We start from the raw sequence: 21,819 nt of genomic DNA on the forward strand, positions 1-21,819 counted from the left end.
TGAGTCCATTCCACAAACAAGAACAAGGCAAGGCGCGTTTTCACGCGCCTTTTGCTGCCGAACCGAGAATCACCATCATGAGCGACCAAATCAAGAACGTCAGTGACGCCAGCTTCGATGCCGATGTGTTGAAATCCGGCCAGCCGGTGCTGGTGGACTACTGGGCTGCCTGGTGTGGCCCCTGCAAGATGATCGCCCCGATCCTGGAAGAAGTCGCCACCGAATACGCTGGCCGTCTGACGATCGCCAAGCTGAACGTGGACGAGAACCAGGGCACCGCCACCAAGTACGGCATCCGCGGCATTCCGACCCTTATGCTCTTTAAAGACGGCCAGGCTGCCGCCACCAAAGTTGGCGCGCTGTCGAAGTCGCAACTCACCGCATTCCTGGACGGCGCGTTGTAAATCGCGTGCTGTAAACGAGGGCGCCGCCGCATAGGCGGCGCTCATTCAGTACCGCGCGAGCCCGTCCGTGGCGCGCCGCCAGACCCTCCTTTACTTTTCCCCCAACACTCACCGCGATGCACCTCAACGAACTGAAGGCGCTGCACGTCTCGCAGCTGCTCGAAATGGCCGCTGGCCTGGAAATCGAGAACGCCAACCGCCTGCGCAAGCAGGAACTGATGTTCGCCATCATGAAGCGGCGCGCCAAGCAGGGCGAGCAGATCTTCGGCGACGGCGTTCTTGAAGTCCTGCCCGACGGCTTTGGTTTCCTGCGTTCGCCGGAAACCTCGTATCTGGCCAGCACCGACGACATCTACATTTCTCCGTCGCAGATCCGCCGTTTCAATCTGCACACCGGCGATTCCATCGAAGGCGAAGTGCGCACCCCCAAGGATGGCGAGCGCTACTTTGCCCTGGTGAAGGTGGACAAGGTCAACGGCGTGGCCCCTGAGGCGATCAAGCATCGCATCATGTTCGAGAACCTGACGCCGCTGCATCCGAATCGCGTCATCCGCCTGGAACGCGACATCAAGAGCGAGGAAAACCTCACCGGCCGGATCCTCGACGTCTTCGCCCCCATCGGCATGGGCCAGCGCGGCCTGATCGTCGCCAGCCCCAAGTCCGGCAAGACGGTGATGATGCAGCACATCGCGCATGCCATCACCACCAACTATCCCGATGCGGTCATGATCGTCCTGCTGGTCGACGAACGCCCGGAAGAAGTGACCGAAATGCAGCGCACCGTGCGCGGTGAAGTGGTGGCGTCGACCTTCGACGAACCCGCCACGCGTCACGTGCAAGTGGCCGAAATGGTCATCGAAAAGGCCAAGCGCCTGGTCGAAATGAAGAAGGACGTCGTGATCCTGCTGGACTCGATCACCCGTCTGGCCCGCGCCTACAACACCGTCGTGCCGGCTTCCGGCAAGGTGCTGACCGGCGGTGTGGACGCCAACGCCCTGCAACGCCCCAAGCGTTTCTTCGGCGCGGCGCGTAACCTGGAAGAAGGCGGCTCGCTGACCATCCTGGGCACCGCGCTGATCGAAACCGGCAGCCGCATGGATGAAGTCATCTATGAAGAATTCAAGGGCACCGGCAACTCCGAAGTCCACCTCGAGCGCCGCCTCGCAGAAAAGCGCGTCTACCCGTCCATCAACCTGAACAAGTCGGGCACCCGCCGCGAAGAGCTGCTGATCGCCCCGGACCTGCTGCAGAAGGTGTGGGTGCTGCGCAAGTTCATTCACGACATGGACGAAGTCCAGTCCATGGAGTTCATCCTGGACAAGATGCGCGCCACCAAGACCAACGCCGAATTCTTCGACATGATGAAGAAGAAGTAAGCGCAACGTCCGCGCCAAAGAAAGCCGCCCTTGCCAAGGGCGGCTTTTTTTATGGGCGGCGGCTCAATGTTCGATGAATTCCGGCATCCGGCGCGGCGTGGCATTCGCGGGGCGCGGCGTCTGCTTGGCCGGTTCCTTGCCGGCTTCGATCGGCTCGATGCTGGGATCGTCCCAGCTGCCTGTGACGGCGTATTCCATGGTCATCGCGCGGGCGAGCGGCTGCTTGAGCAACCATTGCGTGACAAAAGCGCCCAGGCCGATCAGCGGATTGACCGCCAGGGCGGTAACCATCGCCGCGCCGCTGGCGTCCAGATTCGGAATCACCACCGCTTTCATGTCCCAGCGTTCCTTGACGAGGTTCACGCCTCCGGCCAGGACGATGGCCGCGACCGGCCCGTTGATCTTGTAGCCTTCGGTGGTCAGCATGCCGTCGGCCACCTTCACGTTCCCGCGAATGGTGTCGAACGGAAAGCCGTCGCGCAGCAGGTTGGTGGGATTGACGTCCAGCCGTGCCAACCGCTGCAGCGATTGCAGCGACAGCAACTCCAAGAGGCGCGCGGTGCGGGAATTCACGTGCATGAAGCGGCCGTTGTCCAGGCTGACCACCACGTCCCCCACCACGTCGGCAATGTTGTGTGTCCACGGCAGATTGCGCCAGGTCGCCTTGCCCTGGATCGTTCCCTTGCCGTTGGACACCACGTTCTCGAAGCCGATCCGGCCCATGAAGTCACCGACGTTTTCCAGCTTCAGCAACGCGTCGACGGTCAGGCCGCGGTTGGGACCTTCCAGCCCCCAGCTCCCCGTGGCGTTCAGGGCCGCCGAATCGTTGGTGATGGACAGCTTGTCCAGCCGCCACTGCCGTCCGCGTTCCAGATTGGTGCCCGTGACCTGAAGCGCCCCCAGGTTCTTGCCGTACAGCATGAACTGGTTGGCTTGCAGGTCGATGGCGGGGATGTCGGACAGGTCGTTGCCGGACGCCAGCGCCTTGTCGGCCTGATTGGCGTCGCCCTCGCCCGCGATCGACAGATGTTTCAGGCGAGCGGTGATCTGGCCGGCGATGGCGCCCTGCGCCTCACGCCACTCCAGCGTGCCCGCCGCCTGCCGCGATTCCAGTTCGACGCGCCAGCGCGCCGGCGCGGGACGCGTGGCGTACAGCGTCAGGTCATTGAAGGTGAAACCGCTGGCGTGCAGCACGCTGGCCGCCAGGCTGATGCGCTCGGGCTGCGGCAGGATAGGCTTGGCGGGCGGCCTGCCCTTGACGGGCGGCTCGTCGAATCCGTCCGAAACCTTTTCCCAGCCGTCCATGTCCAGCTCGGGCAGGCTGGCGTTCAGGCTCAGCCCGCGTTCCGGCAGGCTGGCTGGCCGCCCGACGCCCAGCGCCCCGCGCGAAAAATACGACGAGGAGCCATCGGCCGGGTCCCGCTCGAACAGCGCATTCACGTTGTCGCCCAGGCTGGCCGTGAGCCAGCGCCGGTCGCGCGCGCCGCGGTCCTGTGCCGGCGACCATTGCAGCTTCAACAACTGCGCGGACTTGGCGGGCTTGCCGGCCGGCGCGGGCATGTCGATCGCCATGCCGACCAGGTCGGACTCGGCCGAGATGTCGATCGCACCGCCCTTCAGGTAGATCAGCCGGCCCTTGTACGCCGCACGGCCGGTAAAGCGCGACATCGACGGCGCGCGGCTCAACTGCGACAGGCCGGGCCCCGATAGCGTGCCGTCAAAACGCAGCGCGTCCGTGCCTTGCGCCAGCGTGCCGTAGATGTTGACGGGGCCGCCCAGGAACTGCGCGCGGATGCCCTTGGTCTGCACGCCTTTTTCCGAGAATTCCAGATCACCGTGGATCTGGCTGAGCACCGGAATCTCGGGCATGAAGCTGAACGAATTGTCCGAGAACTTGATGCGCCCCACCACTTGCGTGTCATCGGTGTTGAGCAGCGGCACGGTCAGATCGAGCGGCATGCGCCAGTCGCCGGTGCCGTGCGCCTCGTCCAGCGCCCCGTCCAGCAGCTCGCCCAGCGGAGAATTCGCCGCCAGCGCCAGGTACGCCGCCACCGGCCCGGAGGTGTCGCCGGTGACGCGAAGCTGTGAGTCGTGCTCCATGTTCGGAATGGCGGCTTTCACCTTGCCCAGCGTGACGGTATGTCCCTGCCCGGTATGGGCCACAGCGCCGCCGGCGCTATCCAGCGCGAGGCTCACCTTGTCGATGCGAAAACTGCCCGACAGGTTTTCCAGCATCGGCCAGCCCTTGTGGTGTTTGCGCGCCGGCGCGTAATCGACCTTGGCGCCGGAATAGTTGCCGGCGATGACGAACTCGCCGGTCGAGCCCGGTGCGCCATACGGAAAGTCGTCCAGATCGCCCTTGAGCGTGATGGCCGCCGAATGCATCTGCCCGGCGGGCAGGCCGGTCGCCAGCCATTCACGGGCGTCCGCATTCACCTCGAGCGGCAGATACCGGTGAATGGCCGACATCGACCCGCGGACCATCGTGCCGCGCACGTCAACGCTGCCCGCCGCGGTCTTGCCTTCGGGCCGCCATTGGCCTTGCAGGCGTGCTTCCAGGTCTTCATTGGCAAGGCGCAACTGCGCCACGTCGACGAACCAATGCGCCGGATCCGGCCCCTTGACCTGGGCATCGAGCTCCAGGTCGTCGGCCCGTAGCGTCGGCGTCTCGAAGACGCCGGGCAGCGTCACGCGCAGTTGATGCACCGCGCCCTTGACGGCCACGTCAGGCGCGCCCTTGCTGCGCCCCAGCGGCACGCCTTCGATCTTCACGTAATCGCCAGGCCACAGGGAAAAGCGCAACTGCCCCGAGCCGCTCTGGACAGCTGGGCCGTCCGGCGCCGCAATCCAGGACACGCCGCGCACGGCGACATCGCTGGTCAGTTCGGTGAACTTGCCGTGATCCAATTGCCACCACGCCCGAGCCGCCAGCCGGCCGGCGACCGCGGGCACGTCGATCCACGGCGCCCAGGCCTGCGGCTCCACGTCGTCGGCCTGCGCAAAAATCTGGCCGCTCCAGTTGGCGGGCTTTTTGGCGTCGACGCCAAACAGTCCACGGTTGAATTCCCCGCGCAGTTCCAGCTTATGCGCCAGCGCGGGCCCTGCGGAGGCCTGCAGCACGAACCGGTGCGACAGGCTGCCATTGCGCACCAGGAAGTCGACGCCTTCCAGTGTCAGTTCCGGCGCCTGGCGCAATTCGTCCTGCCAGCGCAGCGTGGCGTCGCTGACCAGCAGCTCGCGCTGCGCCGCCAGCCAGCGCAGGCCCGGATGATTGAGGTCGGAGGCATGGTCGCTCGCATTCAGGTCGATGTCCTGACCGGCGACCCACAGATGATTGGACGCGTCCCGCCGCAGCGTGAGTTCCGGCTTTTCCAGCCGCAGCCGCACCAGCGTGGGCGACAGCGACAGCAGGCTGCGCCATGCCACGACCGCGGACACGGACGGCAGGCTCAATACCGGATCGGCGTCGTCGTCGTAGACCTGGACGGCAGCGAGATCGAGCCTGGGATTGAGCCCTTGCCAGTTCGCCTTGATCGCGCCGATCGTAACGCGGGCGCCCAACGCCTGGCTGGCGTAGGCTTCGATCTGAGGGCGCCACTGATCCACCCGCGGGAGGACCCAGTAGCGCACGCCCAGAAACCCGATGGCGACGACGCCATAGACGGTCAGCGCGGCCCAGAACAGGCTGCGGAGCACTTTTTTTGGAACAGACACGGATCAGTGGGCAGGAGGAGATGTCTTGCAGTATCGTCCCCACTTATACCTGAAACACGTCCATCCGTCTGCCGCCCTTTGCACCATGTCGAAACCATCCTTGATCGCTCCCGCCCTCGCCTGGTCCGGCCATCTGCGCCGCCGCCTGGACGCCCACCCGGACCTGGCCGCCTGGTTGGACGAGGCCGTGAAACACCCCGTGACACCCGACCTGATGGCGCAATGGCAGAACGAACTGGCCGGCCCCGCCTCGGCCGCCTCCGCCGCCTTGCCGGTGGACGTCTGCCGCATGGTGCTGCGAAAGCTGCGCGAACGCGTCTTCAGCGTGCTGATCGTGCGCGACCTGACCGGGCAAGCGCCGCTTGAAGAGGTGGTGGGCGCCATGACCACGCTGGCGGACATGGCAGTGGCTGCCGCCTACCGCAGCGTGGCGGCGGAACTGTCGGCCGTGCACGGCATGCCGCGCGACCCGACCACCGGCAAACCGCAGGAGATGCTGATCGTCGGCATGGGCAAGCTGGGTGGCTGCGAGCTCAACGTTTCGTCCGACATCGACCTCATCATGCTGTACGGCGAAGAAGGCGAAACCGACGGCCCGCGCCGCATCAGCCATCACGAGTTCTACGGGCGCCTGACCCGCCGCATGATGCCGGTCCTGTCCGAGGTGGACGCCAACGGCCAGGTGTTCCGCACCGACCTGCGCCTGCGCCCGGACGGCGACGCCGGTCCGCTGGCCTGGAGCCTGGATGCCCTGGAGCACTACCTGATCGGCCAGGGCCGCGAATGGGAGCGCTATGCCTGGCTGAAAGCGCGGCTGATGCCCGCGCAGGCGTTCGAAGACAGCGACAGCGCCGCGCAGGCCCGGCAACTGGAAAGCCTGCGCGTGCCCTTCGTCTACCGCAAGTATTTCGATTTTGACGCGCTGGCCGCGCTGCGCGCGCTGCGCGAGCGCATCCGCCAGGACTGGCAGCGCCGCGCGTCGGCGCGCAATGGCATCGACAGCGCCAACAACATCAAGCTGGGCGACGGCGGCATCCGCGAGATCGAGTTCGTGGTGCAGCTTGCGCAATTGATTCGCGGCGGCCGCATGCCGGCGCTGCAAAAGCGGGGGCTGCTGGAAGCGCTGCATGCCGAGTGCATGGCGGGTTTGATCCCCGAGGACGATGCCCGCCGCCTGGAAGAGGCCTATCGTTTCCTGCGCCGCACCGAGCATGCGCTGCAGTACCGCGAAGACGAGCAGACCCACCTCTTGCCCGGCGACCCCGACCTGCGCGCCGCCCTGGCCGCGGCGCTGGGGATGACGGCCGAAGACTTTGAAAGCACCTTGGCGGCACACCGCGAGTTCGTGTCGCAGACCTTCCGCAACGTATTCCGCATGGTCGGCATGGGCGAGGAAGAAGCCGCACCCGCCACCGCCCCGGACGCCACCGCAGACGCCACGCCGTCCAGCCAGCCCGAGCCTGACAGCGAATGCGAACTGAGCGAGCAGATCCGCCAGGCGTTCGGCAACGATGCAGACGATCTGCTGCGCCGCGCCGAGACGCTATCGGGCAGCCATCGCGTGCGCAGCCTGCCAGAAAGCAGCCGCCGCCGTATGGAGGTTCTGCTGCCGGCCGCCCTGCGCGCCGCGCTGCAGACGCCGGCGCCGCATGAAGCGGCGGTGCGCCTCTTCGACCTGATCGAAAAGATTGCGCAACGCAGCGCGTACCTTGCCTTGCTTGCCGAGTACCCGGACACGCTGGCGCGCGTGGCGCGCATGGTGGCCGCCAGTCCGTGGGCCGCGCAGTACCTGACGCAGCATCCGCTGCTGCTCGACAGCCTGATCGACTGGCGCACGCTCTTCGAGCCGCTCGACTTCGGCCAGATTGCCCGGCAGCTCACCGCAGATATGGACGCCTGCCGCCTGCCGGACGGCGATCCGGACGTCGAACGCCAGATGAACCTGATGCGCGACGTGCAGCGCCAGGCCAGCTTCCAATTGCTGGCGCAGGATCTGGAGGGCGAGCTCACCGTCGAAAAGCTGGCCGACCAATTGTCCGCGCTGGCCGACCTGCTGCTTACCGAAACCATCCGTCGCGCCTGGCCGCTCGTGAACAAGGTCCCGGGCGCCGAGCCGCACTTTGCCGTCATCGCGTACGGCAAGCTGGGCGGCAAGGAACTGGGCTATGCGTCCGATCTTGACCTGGTGTTCCTGTTCGACGACCCGCGCGACGACGCGGCGGAGGTCTACGCCAAGCTGGGCCGGCGCATGTCGTCCTGGCTGTCGACCATGACGTCCTCGGGCCGGCTGTACGAAACCGACCTGCGCCTGCGGCCCGACGGCGACGCGGGGTTGCTGGCGGTCTCGCTGGAGGCCTTCGAGCAATACCAGCACAAGCACGCCTGGGCGTGGGAACACCAGGCGCTGACCCGGGCGCGTTTCGCGGCGGGCGACGCCAACCTTGGCGAGCGCTTTGAGAAGATCCGCGAGGACATCCTGGTGGCGCCGCGCGACACGGCCGCGTTGCGCAACGAGGTGCTGGCGATGCGCGAAAAGATCAACGCTGGCCATCCCAACACCACCGACCGCTTCGATCTGAAGCACGATCGCGGCGGCATGGTCGACGTGGAATTCGTGACGCAGTACCTGGTGCTGTGCCACGCGGGCACGCATCCGGTGCTGGTGCGCAACCTGGGCAACATCGCGCTGTTGCGCCTGGCCGGCGAGGCCGGGCTGATCCCGCCGGACCTGGCGGCGCGGTCGGGCGACGCCTACCGCACGCTGCGGCGCGTCCAGCACCAATTGCGTCTTCAGGGCGTGGAAAAGGCCCGCGTGGCGCCCGACCAGCTGCAGTCAGAACGGGCCGCAGTCCGCGAGCTCTGGACAACGGTGCTGGGCTGATGGCAACTCGTCGTAAAATAAGGGTTTTTCCGCTTTTGCCTGACCGCCATGTCTGAACTCGTCCGCCCCAAACTCGACCTGCCCGCCGGCCGCAGCAAGGTGCTGATGCATTCGTGTTGCGCGCCCTGTTCCGGCGAGGTCATGGAGGCCATGACGGCCTCCGGGATCGATTACGCGATCTACTTCTACAATCCGAACATCCATCCGGTCAAAGAGTACGAAATCCGCAAGCAGGAGAACATCCGCTTCGCCGAGCAGCACGGCATCGAATTCATCGACGCCGACTACGACATGGACAACTGGTTCGAGCGCGTCAAGGGCATGGAAAACGCGCCCGAACGCGGCGAGCGCTGCACGGCCTGCTTCGACATGCGCTTCGAGCGCACCGCGCTTTACGCGCACGAGCATGGCTTTGACACCATCACCAGCTCGCTCGGGATCTCGCGCTGGAAGGACATGAACCAGATCAACGGCTGCGGCGAACGCGCCGCCGCGCGCTACGACGACCTGATCTACTGGACCTACAACTGGCGCAAGGGCGGCGGTTCGGCGCGCATGATCGAAATCAGCAAGCGCGAGAACTTCTACCAGCAGGAATACTGCGGCTGCGTCTACTCGCTGCGCGATACCAACCGCCATCGCCGCTCGCAGGGCCGGGAACGCATTCACATCGGCGTCAAGTTCTACGGCAAGGAAGACCTGATCAACGAAGAAAATCTCTGATCAGCGGGCGGTGCGCTCCGCACCGCCCATAAAAAAGCCTGGCAGTCGGCGCATCGCGCGTCCTCCAGGCCCGCTGCGGCGCCCCACGGGGCGCCGCAATGCTTTGTGTTGCGATCAGTCCAGCGTCAGCACCGTCGCGCCCGTCGTCTTGCGCGAAGCCAGCGCCGTCTGCGCCTCGCCCGCCTGCTCCAGCGTGTAGCGCTGGTCGATGCGGACCTTGATCTTCTTCTTGAGCACCAGGTCGAACAGTTCTTCGGAGGCCGACTGCAGCTTTTCCAGCGTGTTCACGTGGATGCCCAGCGAGGGGCGCGTCACGTACAGGCTGCCCTTCTGGTTCAGGACGGCCAGGTTCACGCCTGCCACGGGACCCGAGGCGTTGCCGAAGCTGACCATCAAACCGCGCGGCTCGATGCAGTCCAGCGAGGTTTCCCACGTGTCCTTGCCCACGCCGTCATACACCACGGGCACCTTCTTGCCGCCCGTCAGTTCCAGCACGCGCTCGACCACGTTTTCACGCGAATAATCAATGGTTTCCCAGGCGCCGTTCTCGCGCGCCAGTTCCGCCTTTTCCGGGCTGGAGACCGTGCCGATCAACTTGACGCCGAGCGCCTTGGCCCATTGGCAAGCGATCAGCCCGACACCGCCAGCCGCGGCATGGAACAGGATGGTCTCGCCGCCCTGCAGGCGGTACGTCTGGCGGAACAGGTACTGCACCGTCAGGCCCTTGAGCATCAACGCGGCCGCTTCGTCGAATTCAATGCCCTTGGGCACCTTGACGACCTGCAGGGCCGGCACGTTGCGAGCCTTGGCATAGGCGCCGATGGGGCTCTGGCCGTAGGCCACGCGGTCGCCCTTCTTCAGGTGCTTGACGTCGGCGCCCACAGCGGTCACCACGCCAGCGCCCTCGAAACCCAGGCCGTGCGGCAGCGGATGCGGATACAAGCCCGTGCGGAAATAGATATCGATGAAGTTCAGACCGGCGGCGTGCTGCTCGATCGTGACTTCGTTGGCGGCCGGCGGGGGCACTTCCACCTCAACCAGCTTCAAAACTTCAGGACCACCGTGCTGCTCGATACGAATTGCCTTGACGAGATTGCTGGCCATGCTGGCCTCCTTTCATTGGAAATAATGCGAATTGACCAAAAATGCAGACTTCACCGCGTGGACTGCCTGTCGTCCTGCGCGGGCGGCGTGCGCATGGCGCCGCCCCCCATCAACGCAAACACCCCCGCCAGCACCAGGACGGTTCCGCCCATCTGCCACACGGTGATGGGCTCGTCCAGGAACCACGAGGCCAGGAACAGCACCGACACCGGTCCCACCATGCCCAGCAGCGAAGCAGTGGGTGCGCCGATCAGCGACACTGCCCACATCAGCATGAATACCGGCACCACCGTGTTCAGCGTGGCGTGAATGATGGAATAGCCATAGACCGCCGCGGGCTGGATCAGCATCGACGGCGGGTGCACGACAAAGAACTGGATGATGCAGGCCACGCACGACACCAGCATGGCATACGCCACCAGCCGCGTCGGGCCGATCCGCTTGATCAGTTCCCCGGAGCAAATCAGGTACACAGAATAGCTTGCAGCCGAGCCGAAAACGAACAAAGACCCTAACAGCACCTCGCCGCCCCCGCCGAAGGACAGGTCGTGCGCAAACACCAGCACCACGCCGGCGTACGACAGCACCATGGCCAGCCATTGCCGGCGCTCGATCGGCCGCTTGAACCAAAGGGCCGACAGCAGCACGACGAGCGAGGGAGACAGAAACAGGATCAGGCGTTCGAGGCTGGCGGTGATGTAGCGCAACCCCAGGAAGTCGAGGAAGCTGGACAGGTAATAGCCCAGAAGACCAAGCACGCACACCTGCAGGCGTTCCTTGGTGGTCATCACCACGATCTCGCCCCGCGCCGCGCGGCGCGACTGGCGCCACGCCACCACCGCGAAGAACGGCATCGCGAACAGCATCCGAAACGCGATCAGCGTGACCGCGTCGATTCCGTAGCGGTAGGTGAACTTGACGACGATGGCCTTGGCGGAAAAGAGGATGGCGCCAAGCACCGCCATGGCGATCCCGGCGGCGCGGCTGGAGGCCAGCGGGAGCGCCGTAAGCTTGGCAATACGATTCATGCGATGATTTTAAGTTCACCGCAAAAATAATTGCACGCCTTCTCTGATGCAGACCGCCTCCTTCGCAGCATGACCCGACACCGCGCCCTTACTTATATCCATATTGCCGCCGTGCTATTCGGCCTGACCGGCGTGTTCGGCGAACTGATCCAGGCCAGCGCCGCCGTCATCACGCTGGGACGGGCGCTGTTCGCGGTCGTGGCGCTGGGCATCTTCGCGCGCATGCGCCGCAAGCCGCTGCTGGGCGTGCTGACCCCGGCGCAGCTGTTCGTGCTGGTCCTCGCGGGCGCGCTGCTCGCGGCGCACTGGGTCACGTTCTTCATTTCCGTGAAGGTGGGCGGCATTGCCATCGCGACGCTCGGCTTTGCCAGTTTTCCCGCCTTTATCACCCTGTTCGAAGGCCTCATCTTCCGCGAGCGCGTCCGTCTTGCCGAATGGCTGCTGCTGGGCCTGGTGACCGCCGGCCTGGTGCTCGTCACGCCTTCGTTCAACCTGGCCGACCAGGGCACCATCGGACTCGCGTGGGGCCTGCTGTCCGGCCTGAGCTTTGCGCTGCTGGCCTTGAGCAACCGCCGCTCGGCCTCCGGCATGGATCCGATGCAGGTAGCCTGCTGGCAGAACGTGGTGGTGGCGCTGGTGATGGTGCCCTTCGCGATCGGCCAACTGCCTGCGCTGCCCGCGCTGGACTGGTTCTGGCTGGCGTTGCTGGGCGTCTTCTGCACCGGGCTGTCCCATTACCTGTTCGTCTCCAGCCTGACCCGGCTGAACGCCCGCAGCGCGGGGCTGGTGATTGCGCTGGAACCGGTCTATGCCATTGCCTTCGCCTGGGTGCTGTTCAGCCAGGAGCCGACGCCGCGCATGCTGGCCGGCGCTGCGCTGATCGTGGCCGCCATCGTCTGGTCCGGTCTGCGCAAGCAGGCGCCGGCGGCCGAACCCGCGGCAAAGATACAGCCTTGACAATAACTGACTAGGCAGTAAAATGCGCCGCATGACTGCCGCGCCTTCCCTGCCCACGCCCGTATCCTCCGAGTCGCCCGACACCCCGGTCCATTACCGCAACGACACCCGTTGCATGGCCGAAGACAACGCGGGCTATCTCATCAAGCTGGCTTATCACTCCCTGAACCGCATGCTGGACCAGGAGATGGCGCCGCTTGACCTCACCGCCATGCAATGGCGTCCGCTGGCCATGGTGTTTCTGGGCCGTGCCGATACGCCCGCCGAACTGGCACGGCTCAACGACATGGACACCGGCGCCATGACGCGTGCGCTGGACCGCCTGGAAGCCAAGGGCCTCCTGCGCCGGAACCGCAGCCAGGAAGACCGCCGCGTCGTCAAGATCGAGCTCACCGAACTGGGCGAGGCCAAGGCCCGCGAAATCCCCGCCAACATTGCCCGCGCGCTCAATCATCACCTGCGCGGCTTTTCGACCGACGAGGTCAAGCAGCTCATGCACTTCATGCGACGAATGATCGCAAACGGGTCCGCGTCCGGCTCCCCGGCCGACCGCTGACCCCACGCCCCGTGCTGGAGCCGGGGTATTTATTTGGCATAATCGTTGCCTAGGCAAATACAGATTAATCAATTACTTTCAGCTAACAGTCAGGATGAAACGCCTTTTATCTACCGCATTGGTGCTCGCCCTCGCCGGTTGCGCGCTGATGGAGCCGGCGCCCAAGCCCGTCGCCGCGCTTGATGCCGCCAAGCTCGGGCTGACCGGTCAAGCCACCGAATGGCCCGCCGCCCAATGGTGGGAACGCTACGGCGACCCGCAGCTCAACGCACTGATGACAGAAGCGCTGGCCAACAGTCCCTCGATGAGCGCCGCGCAGGCGCGCCTGGCCAAGGCCAACGCCGCCGTCGGCATCGCGCGCGCGCCGCTGCTGCCGCGCGTGGACGCGGGCTATACCCTCAATCGCGAGCACCTGTCCAAGGACTACATCTACCCGGCGCCGCTGGGCGGCTCCGTCGTCAGCGACAACCGGCTGGCGCTGGACTTCAGCTACGAGCTTGATTTCTGGGGCAAGAACCGTTCGCGCCTGCAGTCCGCCGTGTCGCAACAGGAAGCCGCCAGCGCCGACGCGCAAGCCGCGCGCAACCTGCTCGCCAGCGCGACCGTGCGCGCCTACCTGAACCTGCAGAACGCGTTTGCCCAGCGCGACGTGCTGAACCGCGTGATCGCGCAGCGCGCTGAAGTTTTGTCGCTGACCCAGGGCCGCTACTCGGCCGGGCTGGACACGCAGGTTGAAGTCAAGCAGGCCGAGTCGTCGCTGGCCTCCGGCAAGGTCGAACTGACCCAGACCGACACCACGCTCGCCCAACTGCGTAACCAGGTCGCCGCCTTGGCGGGCGCCGGCCCGCAGCGGGGACAGGATCTGGTTCAGGTGTCGCTGACCGCACCGGCCGGCGCGGTCCCGGCCAGTGTTCCGCTCGACCTGCTCGGTCACCGGCCCGACGTCACGGCCGCCCGCTGGCGCGCCGAGGCGGCGCGCCACGCCATCGACACGGCCAAGGCCGAGTTCTATCCCAACGTGAACCTCGCCGCGTTCGTCGGCTTTCAGGCGATCGGCACCGGCAACCTGCTGGGCGCCGACGCCCGCATGGCCGGCATCGGTCCGGCCATCACGCTGCCCATCTTCCACGGCGGAGAACTCAACGCCAATCTCGCGGGCCGCCGCGCCGATGCGGACCTGGCGGTGTCGGACTACAACCAGACCGTGCTGGACGCCGCGCATCAGGTCGCCGACGCCCTGGACGGCCTGCGCCTGCTGGACCAGGAAAAGGCCCAGCAACGCCAGGCGCGCGAGGCCATCGAGGCCGCCTACGCCCTGGCCGTCGACCGCTACAAGGCCGGCATGGGCAACTACATCACCGTGCTGATCGCGCAGACCGGCGTGCTGACGCAGGCCCGTCTTGAAACGGACCTGCGCATCCGCGCCTATCAGCTCGACGCCAACCTTGCCACCGCCCTGGGCGGCGGCTATGCGGCGCAGGCCGAGCCTGCCCCGAACTCCATTCATTGAACGATCCCGGATTCAGACGTCATGAACGCTGCCACTCCCACCACCCATCCCGCCCGTAAACGCCTCCTGCTGACGGCGACCGGCGTTTTCATCGTTGCCGGCATTGCCTACGGCATCTGGTGGGCGCTGTTCGGCGCCCATTTTGAAAGCACCGACGATGCCTACGTGCACGGCAACCTGGTGCAGATCACGCCGCAGGTGCCCGGCACCGTGGTGGCCATCGAAGCCGACGACACCGAAACGGTCACCGCCGGCCAGCCGCTGGTCCGCCTCGACCCCGCCGACACCGACGTCGCCCTGCAGCAGGCGCAAGCCAAGCTGGCGCAGACCGTGCGCCAGGTACAGACCTACTACGTGCAGAACGATGCGCTGGCGGCCGACGTCGACCTGCGCAATGCCGATATCCTGCGCGCCCAGGCTGAACTGACCCGCGCGCAGAGCGACGTGAAGCGCCGCCAGCAGCTCGCCAAGTCGGGCGGCGTCAGCGGCGAGGAAATCCTGCACGCCGAGGTCGCGCTCAAGTCCGCGCAGTCCGGCGTTGCGCAAGCCAAGGCGGCGCTGGCCGCCGCGCAGGCCAAGCTGGCGACCAACCAGGCGCTGACGCAAGGCACCTCGGTGGCCGATCACCCCGACGTGCGCCAGGCGGCCGCCGAGCTGCGCAACGCCTGGCTTGCGCAGTCGCGCACCGTGCTGCCCGCCCCCGTGGGCGGCGTGATCGCGCGCCGCAGCGCGCAGGTCGGCCAGCGCGTCGCCCCCGGCGCCGCGCTGATGACCGTGGTGCCGCTGGACCAGGTCTGGGTCGAGGCCAACTTCAAGGAAGGCCAGTTGCGCAAGATGCGCATCGGCCAGCCGGTCAAGATGGTGGCCGATCTGTACGGCAGCTCGGTCACCTACCACGGCACCGTTGCCGGGCTGGATGCCGGCACTGGCGCCGCCTTCGCCCTGCTTCCCGCCCAGAACGCCACCGGCAACTGGATCAAGGTGGTGCAGCGCGTCCCCGTGCGCATCACGCTGGACCCCGAAGACCTCAAGCAGCATCCGCTGCGCGTGGGCCTGTCGATGGACGTGGAAGTCGACGTCGGCAAGGACGATGGCGCCCCGCTCACGCAGGTGGCGCGCAAGGAACCGGCCTGGTCGACCCGCGCCTTCGAGCCCGCCCACAATGAAGTCGACGCAATGATCGCGAAGATCATCGCCGCCAACGTCGCATCATGAGCACGGCCGCCCAGCCCGCGGGCGCCGGCGCGCCCCAAGAAGCCGCCCGCCCGCCGGGCACCCATCCGCCATTGGAGGGCGCGACCCGCATCATCGGGTCCATTGCCCTGTCGACCGCGGTCTTCATGAACGTGCTGGACACGTCCATCGCGAACGTGTCCATCCCCACCATCTCCGGCGACCTGGGCGTGAGCACCAGCCAGGGTACGTGGGTCATTACATCGTTCGCGGTGGCCAACGCCATCACCGTGCCGCTGACCGGCTGGCTGACGCAGCGCTTCGGACAGGTGCGCCTGTTCCTGATCTCCACGCTGCTCTTCGTGCTGGCGTCCTGGCTGTGCGGCTTTTCGCCCTCGCTCGAGGCGCTGATCGCGTTCCGGGTGCTGCAAGGCGCGGTGGCCGGCCCGATGATCCCCCTGTCGCAGACGCTGATGCTGGCCAGCTTTCCGAAGTCCAAGGCAGGCATGGCGCTGGCGGTCTGGTCCATGACGACACTGGTGGCGCCGGTGGCCGGCCCGCTGCTCGGCGGCTGGATTTCCGACAACTACACCTGGCCCTGGATCTTCTACATCAACGTGCCGGTGGGCCTCCTGGCCGCCTGGATCAGCTGGCGCATCTACGGCAACCGCGAATCCGTCACGCGCAAGCTGCCGATCGACAAGCTCGGCCTCGTCCTGCTCGTGGTCTGGGTAGGCGCGCTGCAGATCATGCTGGACAAGGGCAAGGAGCTGGACTGGTTTGCCAGCCCCACCATCATCGCGCTGGCGGCGATTGCGTTCGTGGCCTTCGTGTTCTTCCTGATCTGGGAGTTGACCGACGCGCACCCCGTGGTGGACCTGCGCCTTTTCAAGGTCCGCAACTTCACGGTGGGCGCGCTGACGCTGGCGGTGGCCTATGGTGTCTTCTTCGGCAACGTCGTGCTGCTGCCGCTCTGGCTGCAAAGCAACATGGGCTACACCGCGACCTATGCGGGGCTCGTGACCGCGCCGGTCGGACTGCTGGCGATCCTGCTCACGCCCATCGTGGGCAAGATGCTGGCCACGCGCGACCCCAGGCAGATCGTCACGGTCGCCTTCCTGATCTTTGCGCTGGTCTGCTTCATGCGCGCGGGCTTCAACACCCAGACGGACGTGCGCACGCTGATGATCCCGACCATCATCCAGGGCGCAGCGATGGCGGCGTTCTTCGTGCCGCTCACGTCGATCACGCTGTCCAGCATGGAGCCTTGGCGCATCCCGGCGGCATCCGGGCTGTCGAACTTCCTGCGGCTGACGGCGGGCGCGTTCGGCACGTCGATTTCGACGACGCTGTGGGAAAACCGCGCAACGCTGCACCACGCGCAACTGACCGAGATTGCCCGCCCCGGCCAGCAGGCGTTCGACCAGACCATGAACAGCTTGCAGAACGGGCTGGGCGTCTCGCACCAGCAAGCGCTCACCATGGTGGACGGGCTGATCAATGCGCAGGCCTTCACGATGTCGGCGACGGACGTGTTCTACGCGTCCGCCATCATCTTCCTGCTGCTGACGGGCCTGGTCTGGTTCGCGCGGCCGCGCGCGTCCAAATCGGGAGGCGGCGGTGCGGCGGAAGCGGCTGCCGGCGCGCACTGATACGATCGGCATCGGCAAAAGCACAAGGCGCCTCGCGGCGCCTTGTTTTTTTCTGATGCTCGGGTTGGCCTGGCGGCGTCCGCACCGCCGGATCAGTCCTTGAGCAGCGTGCGCCAGTCCTTGCGTTCGATGATGTCGGCCGACAACGCGCTGACCGGCGACAGGTTAAACACGGACACCCCCCGCGCGCGCCAAAGCGGCGATGCAAAGCGGAAAGACGGTTCGATGTAGCGCGGAAAGTTGCGTGTCAGACGGCTGGTCTGTGGCTTGCCGCCCTCGTCGTAGAAACGCAATCCGCCCTGCACGGTCAGGTCCAGCCCGTGCACGTAGACCTCGCGCACCCCGCCGGACATCAGGACCTGAAGGGCCGCATACGCGACGGTATCGGCATCGAATACCCCCAGCGAGGCATCGAAGCTGTAGCCCAGCCCCTGCTTGGCGTCCAGCAGTTCGACGTCAGCCGAGGCCGCTGCGATGCGCTTGAGCACTGCCGGCGCGGCGCTACGCTCGTAAGCGCGCTTGGATATCAGTTCGATGATGCAGATGCGGCAGCGGATGTGTTCCTGGGCGATGCCCTGCATGATGTAGCGCAGCACCTCCGGAAACACGTACAAGGTCAGGTCGCTCGCGACGATCTCTCGCACCAGGTCGATGCGGTCGCGCACGAAGTTCTGGTCGATGATGCAGTAATACTTGAACTTCAGACCAAACTTGCGCGACAGCGCGATGGCGCCATTGACGCCCATCGCCACGCCGATATCCATCCGGTCATAGGGAATCTCGGCGATCGACGGGCCGCTCAGGATCAGATGCACCACCTTGTCGGCGGGATCGTAGCCTTGGGATAGCGGCGTGACGGGCAGCGAACGACCGAAGGCGCGATACCCGCTGATCGCGCCTTCCTTGTCGCGCCAGATACGGACGAACGGCCACAAATGCTGATTGTGCCGCTGCGTGCGCGAGCGCAGCATGCGAAAAAGCTTGCGCACGAAGCGGTCGGCCCGCCCGCCGCCCACGTGATCGGAGGGGGGAGAAATAATCGAGTCGTTCATCAATTAATCGGACGGGCCTGCCGCCAATGCACTCAGCCGGCTCGGACCAGCGCAGCGATCGCGTCGCCGACTTCGGCCGTTGAAGCGTTGCCTTTCATATCCCGCGTCCGCGGACCTTCGGCCAGCACGGTCTCGATTGCCTTGACAACGGCGGCCGACGCGTCGGGATACCCCAAGAAATCCAGCATCAATGCCCCGCTCCAGATCTGACCGATGGGGTTGGCGATGCCCTTGCCATAAATGTCCGGCGCCGATCCATGCACCGGTTCAAAGAGCGACGGAAACTTGCGTTCCGGGTTGAGATTGGCGGACGGCGCGATACCGATGGTGCCCGTGCAGGCCGGTCCCAGGTCCGACAGGATGTCGCCAAACAGGTTGGAAGCCACCACGACATCGAACCAGTCCGGATGCTGCACGAAGTGCGCGCACAGGATGTCGATGTGATATTTGTCCCAGCGCACGTCGGGATAGTTCCCGGCCATCTCGGCCACGCGCTCGTCCCACCACGGCATCGAAATCGAAATGCCATTGGACTTGGTGGCGGCAGTCAGGTGCTTGCCGCGCTTTTGCGCCAGTTCAAATGCGAACTTCAGCACGCGCTCGGCGCCGATGCGCGTAAAAACACTTTCCTGAATGACCACTTCGCGGTCGGTGCCCTCGAACAGGCGGCCACCGCTGTTGGAGTATTCGCCTTCGGTGTTTTCACGCACGATGAAGAAATCGATCTCGCCGGGCTTGCGGTCGGCCAGCGGCGACGGCACGCCGGGCATCAGACGCACCGGGCGCAGATTGATGTATTGATCGAATTCACGGCGGAACTTGAACAACGAGCCCCACAAGGCCTCGTGGTCGGGCACGGTAGCGGGCCAGCCGATCGAACCGAAGAAAATGGCCTCGTGCTGGCCGATCTGGTCCTTCCAGTCGTCCGGCATCATCTTGCCGTGCTTGGCGTAGTAGTCGCAGCTCCAGTCGAAATGGTCCCATTGGAACTCGATTCCGAACCGCGTCGCCACGGCATCCAGCACCTTCAAACCTTCCGGCACGACTTCCTTGCCGATCCCGTCTCCTGGGAGCACCGCAATCTTGTGTCTCTTAGCCACCACGTCTTCCTTTGGTTTTCATTGATACACCGCCCGCAATGTCAGGCATAAATGCCGGCCACACAATACCCCACTTTACGAAACGGACGGTCGGACTAACCGATACGCCACGTTGCGCCGATGAGGCTTAGCGCCGGCCCTTCGATCCCAGCAACGACCCGAGGATCCCTCGCGTGAGTTCCCGCGCGATGGAGCGGGCCGAGCTTTTGGCAATGGTCTGCACCACGCCGTCGCGTTTGCCGCCGCGTGGTCCGGTCGACCCGAACAGCACGTCCTTCAGGCTGTCCATCAGCCCGCCGCTCTCGTCGGCAGGCGGCTGGGACGTCTTGGCGGACGGCTGCCCGGCCCGGGCCGGTACATCCTTGGCGACCGGAGGTTCTGCCGGCGCCGCCGCGCGGCCCGCCAGGATTTCGTAGGCGGACTCCCGGTCGACCGCCTTTTCATATTTGGGCGCCAGGGGATTGCCCTGGCGCAGCGCCTGACGTTCCGCGTCCGTCGCCGGCCCGATACGGCTGCCCGGCGGCACGATGTAGGCGCGCTCGGTCGGCATCGGGCGGCCCTTGGCATCCAGGAGCGACACCAGCGCCTCGCCCACGCCCAGCTCGGTGATCGCGGCCTCGATGTCCAGGCCGGGATTGGGCCGCATGGTCTGCGCCGCAGTCTTGACGGCCTTCTGGTCGCGCGGCGTGAACGCCCGCAGCGCATGCTGGACGCGGTTGCCCAACTGGCCCAGCACGGTGTCGGGGATATCCAGCGGATTCTGGGTCACGAAATAAACGCCCACGCCCTTGGAGCGGACCAGGCGCACGACCTGCTCGATCTTGGTCAGGAGCGCCTGCGGGGCGTCGTTGAACAGCAGGTGGGCCTCGTCGAAGAAGAAGACCAGCTTGGGCTGGTCCATGTCACCCACCTCGGGCAGCTTTTCATACAGGTCGGCCAGCAGCCACAGCAGGAAGATGGCGTACAGGCGCGGCGCCTGCATCAGCTTGTCGGCCGCCAGCACGTTGACGATGCCGCGGCCCTGCGCGTCGGTGCGCATCAGGTCGGCAACGTCCAGCATCGGCTCGCCGAAAAACCGTTCCGCGCCTTGCGATTCCAGCGCGAGCAGACCGCGCTGGATGGCGCCGACGCTGGCCGAGGACACATTGCCGTAGCGTGTCTTCAGTTCGCCGGCGCGGTCGGCGACGTCCTGCAGCATCGCCCGCAAATCCTTCAAGTCCAGCAGCAGCTGTCCCTCGTCGTCCGCCACCTTGAAAACCAGGGTCAGGACGCCTTCCTGCGTGTCGTTCAGTTCAAGAATGCGCGACAGCAGCAGCGGCCCCATATCGGTAATGGTGGCCCGCACCGGCAGCCCCTGCTCGCCAAAGACGTCCCACAGGGCGACCGGGCTGGCGCCCCAGGCGGGCTCCGGCAGCCCCAGATTCTTCAGGCGTTCCTGCAGCTTGGGGCTGGACACGCCCGCCTGCGAAATGCCGGTCAGGTCACCTTTGACGTCCGCCATGAACACGGGCGTGCCGATCCGGGAAAAAGACTCGGCCAGGACCTGCAGGGTGACGGTTTTGCCCGTGCCGGTGGCCCCCGTAATGCACCCGTGGCGGTTGGCCAGGGCCGGCAGCAGCGCCAACTCGGTCTGCGCGTTCTTGGCGATGACAAGGGGGTTGGGCATGGGCGGCTCCGGACCAGGGATCAGATGGATGCCCAAGTGTAGAGCCTGCCGCCCGCCTTGTGCGCGTGGCTATATGGACACAAGCGTCCCTCTTGCCGGACGGGAGGGCCGCCGGCACGGTAAAATGCCGTCTTTGCAGACACATTACCCTGGGAAGCCATGGCCGGACACAGCAAATGGGCCAATATTCAGCACCGCAAAGGGCGCCAAGACGCCAAGCGCGGAAAGCTCTGGACCAAGATCATTCGTGAAATCACCGTGGCGGCGCGCGCCGGCGGCCCCGACCCGGACAGCAACCCCCGTTTGCGCATGGCCTGGGACAAGGCCACCGACGCCAACATGCCCAAGGACAACATCCAGCGCGCCATCCAGCGTGGCGCGGGCGGCGCCGACGGCGAGGCCTACGAAGAAGTCCGCTACGAAGGCTACGGCATTGGCGGCGCGGCGGTCATCGTCGACTGCATGACCGACAACCGCACCCGCACCGTCGCCGAAGTCCGCCACGCGTTCTCCAAGAACGGCGGCAACCTCGGCCAGGAAGGCTCGGTCGCCTTCATGTTCAAGCACTGCGGCCAGTTCGTGTTCGCCCCGGGCACCCCTGAAGACAAGGTCATGGAAGCCGCCCTCGAGGCCGGCGCCGAAGACGTCACCACCGACGAAGAAGGCGTGATCGAAGTCGTCTGCGCCCCGTCCGATTACGCTGCCGTGCGCAAGGCCTTCGACGAGGCCGGCCTGAAGGCCGAAGTCGACGGCATCGTCATGAAGGCCCTGAACGAAACCGAACTCGCCGGCGACGACGCCGCCAAGATGCAGAAACTGCTCGACGCCCTGGAAAGCCTGGACGACGTGCAGGAAGTCTATACGACCGTCATTTTCGACGAAGCGCAGTAACTCTCCCTTTCCTGGCGCGCCGGCGGTTCCGT

Annotated in this window: 16 protein-coding genes; 10 read left to right on the top strand and 6 right to left on the bottom strand. The window is 65.8% G+C overall.

Annotated elements, in window-relative coordinates:
- Positions 1-77 precede the first annotated feature (77 nt).
- Positions 78-404, top strand: coding sequence for a thioredoxin TrxA (gene trxA, locus MHZ91_RS16685; protein WP_006218534.1), 327 nt, complete (start codon positions 78-80; stop codon positions 402-404).
- 116 nt (positions 405-520) lie between these two features.
- Positions 521-1,780: a transcription termination factor Rho gene (rho, locus tag MHZ91_RS16690; RefSeq protein WP_043541410.1), complete on the top strand. Its 1,260-nt coding sequence runs from the start codon at positions 521-523 to the stop codon at positions 1,778-1,780.
- A gap of 63 nt (positions 1,781-1,843) precedes the next feature.
- Here rho and MHZ91_RS16695 read toward each other — a convergent pair whose 3' ends face one another.
- On the bottom strand, positions 1,844-5,476 hold the full coding sequence (locus tag MHZ91_RS16695; RefSeq protein WP_239214660.1) for a YhdP family protein: 3,633 nt from the start codon (positions 5,474-5,476) through the stop codon (positions 1,844-1,846).
- A 103-nt stretch (positions 5,477-5,579) separates the two neighbouring features.
- On the opposite strand from MHZ91_RS16695, the gene glnE reads away from it, so the two are divergent.
- Both glnE and MHZ91_RS16705 read left to right on the top strand, forming a co-directional pair.
- Entirely contained in the window at positions 5,580-8,375 is a 2,796-nt protein-coding gene (gene glnE / locus MHZ91_RS16700) for a bifunctional [glutamate--ammonia ligase]-adenylyl-L-tyrosine phosphorylase/[glutamate--ammonia-ligase] adenylyltransferase (protein WP_239214661.1), read from the top strand.
- Between the two features lie 48 nt (positions 8,376-8,423).
- Positions 8,424-9,098: an epoxyqueuosine reductase QueH gene (locus MHZ91_RS16705; protein WP_218345294.1), complete on the top strand. Its 675-nt coding sequence runs from the start codon at positions 8,424-8,426 to the stop codon at positions 9,096-9,098.
- A 114-nt stretch (positions 9,099-9,212) separates the two neighbouring features.
- Here MHZ91_RS16705 and MHZ91_RS16710 read toward each other — a convergent pair whose 3' ends face one another.
- The gene (locus MHZ91_RS16710) at positions 9,213-10,202 is read right to left on the bottom strand and encodes a quinone oxidoreductase (RefSeq protein ID WP_175125070.1); all 990 of its coding nucleotides are present in this window, start codon (positions 10,200-10,202) and stop codon (positions 9,213-9,215) included.
- Between the two features lie 50 nt (positions 10,203-10,252).
- On the bottom strand, positions 10,253-11,230 hold the full coding sequence (locus MHZ91_RS16715) for a DMT family transporter (RefSeq protein ID WP_175125071.1): 978 nt from the start codon (positions 11,228-11,230) through the stop codon (positions 10,253-10,255).
- Between the two features lie 69 nt (positions 11,231-11,299).
- Between MHZ91_RS16715 and MHZ91_RS16720 the strand changes: the two genes are divergently transcribed.
- The 5 genes from MHZ91_RS16720 (at position 11,300) to MHZ91_RS16740 (ending at position 17,078) form a co-directional block, all read left to right on the top strand.
- Positions 11,300-12,187 (top strand): DMT family transporter, encoded by an 888-nt coding sequence (locus MHZ91_RS16720; RefSeq protein ID WP_175184936.1) that lies wholly within the window; start codon positions 11,300-11,302, stop codon positions 12,185-12,187.
- Positions 12,188-12,218: 31 nt separating this feature from the next.
- Complete coding sequence (locus tag MHZ91_RS16725) at positions 12,219-12,743, top strand: MarR family winged helix-turn-helix transcriptional regulator (RefSeq protein WP_175185189.1); 525 nt, start codon at positions 12,219-12,221, stop codon at positions 12,741-12,743.
- Positions 12,744-12,837: 94 nt separating this feature from the next.
- Entirely contained in the window at positions 12,838-14,253 is a 1,416-nt protein-coding gene (locus MHZ91_RS16730) for an efflux transporter outer membrane subunit (protein WP_175125073.1), read from the top strand.
- 21 nt (positions 14,254-14,274) lie between these two features.
- A complete protein-coding gene (locus tag MHZ91_RS16735; protein WP_175125074.1) occupies positions 14,275-15,468 on the top strand; it encodes an efflux RND transporter periplasmic adaptor subunit in 1,194 nt (397 codons plus the stop codon).
- Positions 15,465-17,078 carry a DHA2 family efflux MFS transporter permease subunit gene (locus MHZ91_RS16740; protein WP_224776795.1) on the top strand — a complete coding sequence of 538 codons (1,614 nt, stop codon included), beginning with the start codon at positions 15,465-15,467 and terminating at the stop codon, positions 17,076-17,078. The genes MHZ91_RS16735 and MHZ91_RS16740 overlap by 4 nt, the downstream gene beginning before the upstream one ends.
- 92 nt (positions 17,079-17,170) lie before the next feature.
- Here the strand turns inward: MHZ91_RS16740 and MHZ91_RS16745 are convergent, their stop codons facing one another.
- From MHZ91_RS16745 to MHZ91_RS16755, 3 genes are all read right to left on the bottom strand, one after another.
- Positions 17,171-18,130: a hypothetical protein gene (locus MHZ91_RS16745; protein ID WP_239214662.1), complete on the bottom strand. Its 960-nt coding sequence runs from the start codon at positions 18,128-18,130 to the stop codon at positions 17,171-17,173.
- Positions 18,131-18,162: 32 nt separating this feature from the next.
- Positions 18,163-19,230, bottom strand: coding sequence for a tartrate dehydrogenase (locus MHZ91_RS16750; protein ID WP_239214664.1), 1,068 nt, complete (start codon positions 19,228-19,230; stop codon positions 18,163-18,165).
- 127 nt (positions 19,231-19,357) lie between these two features.
- Positions 19,358-20,896, bottom strand: coding sequence for a helicase HerA-like C-terminal domain-containing protein (locus tag MHZ91_RS16755; RefSeq protein WP_175125077.1), 1,539 nt, complete (start codon positions 20,894-20,896; stop codon positions 19,358-19,360).
- 159 nt (positions 20,897-21,055) lie between these two features.
- Between MHZ91_RS16755 and MHZ91_RS16760 the strand changes: the two genes are divergently transcribed.
- Entirely contained in the window at positions 21,056-21,787 is a 732-nt protein-coding gene (locus MHZ91_RS16760) for a YebC/PmpR family DNA-binding transcriptional regulator (RefSeq protein WP_175125078.1), read from the top strand.
- Positions 21,788-21,819: the final 32 nt, after the last annotated feature.

Origin of the sequence: Achromobacter sp. ACRQX (assembly GCF_022346505.1) — a bacterium.
GTDB classification, from domain to species: Bacteria; Pseudomonadota; Gammaproteobacteria; order Burkholderiales; family Burkholderiaceae_B; genus Achromobacter; species Achromobacter animicus.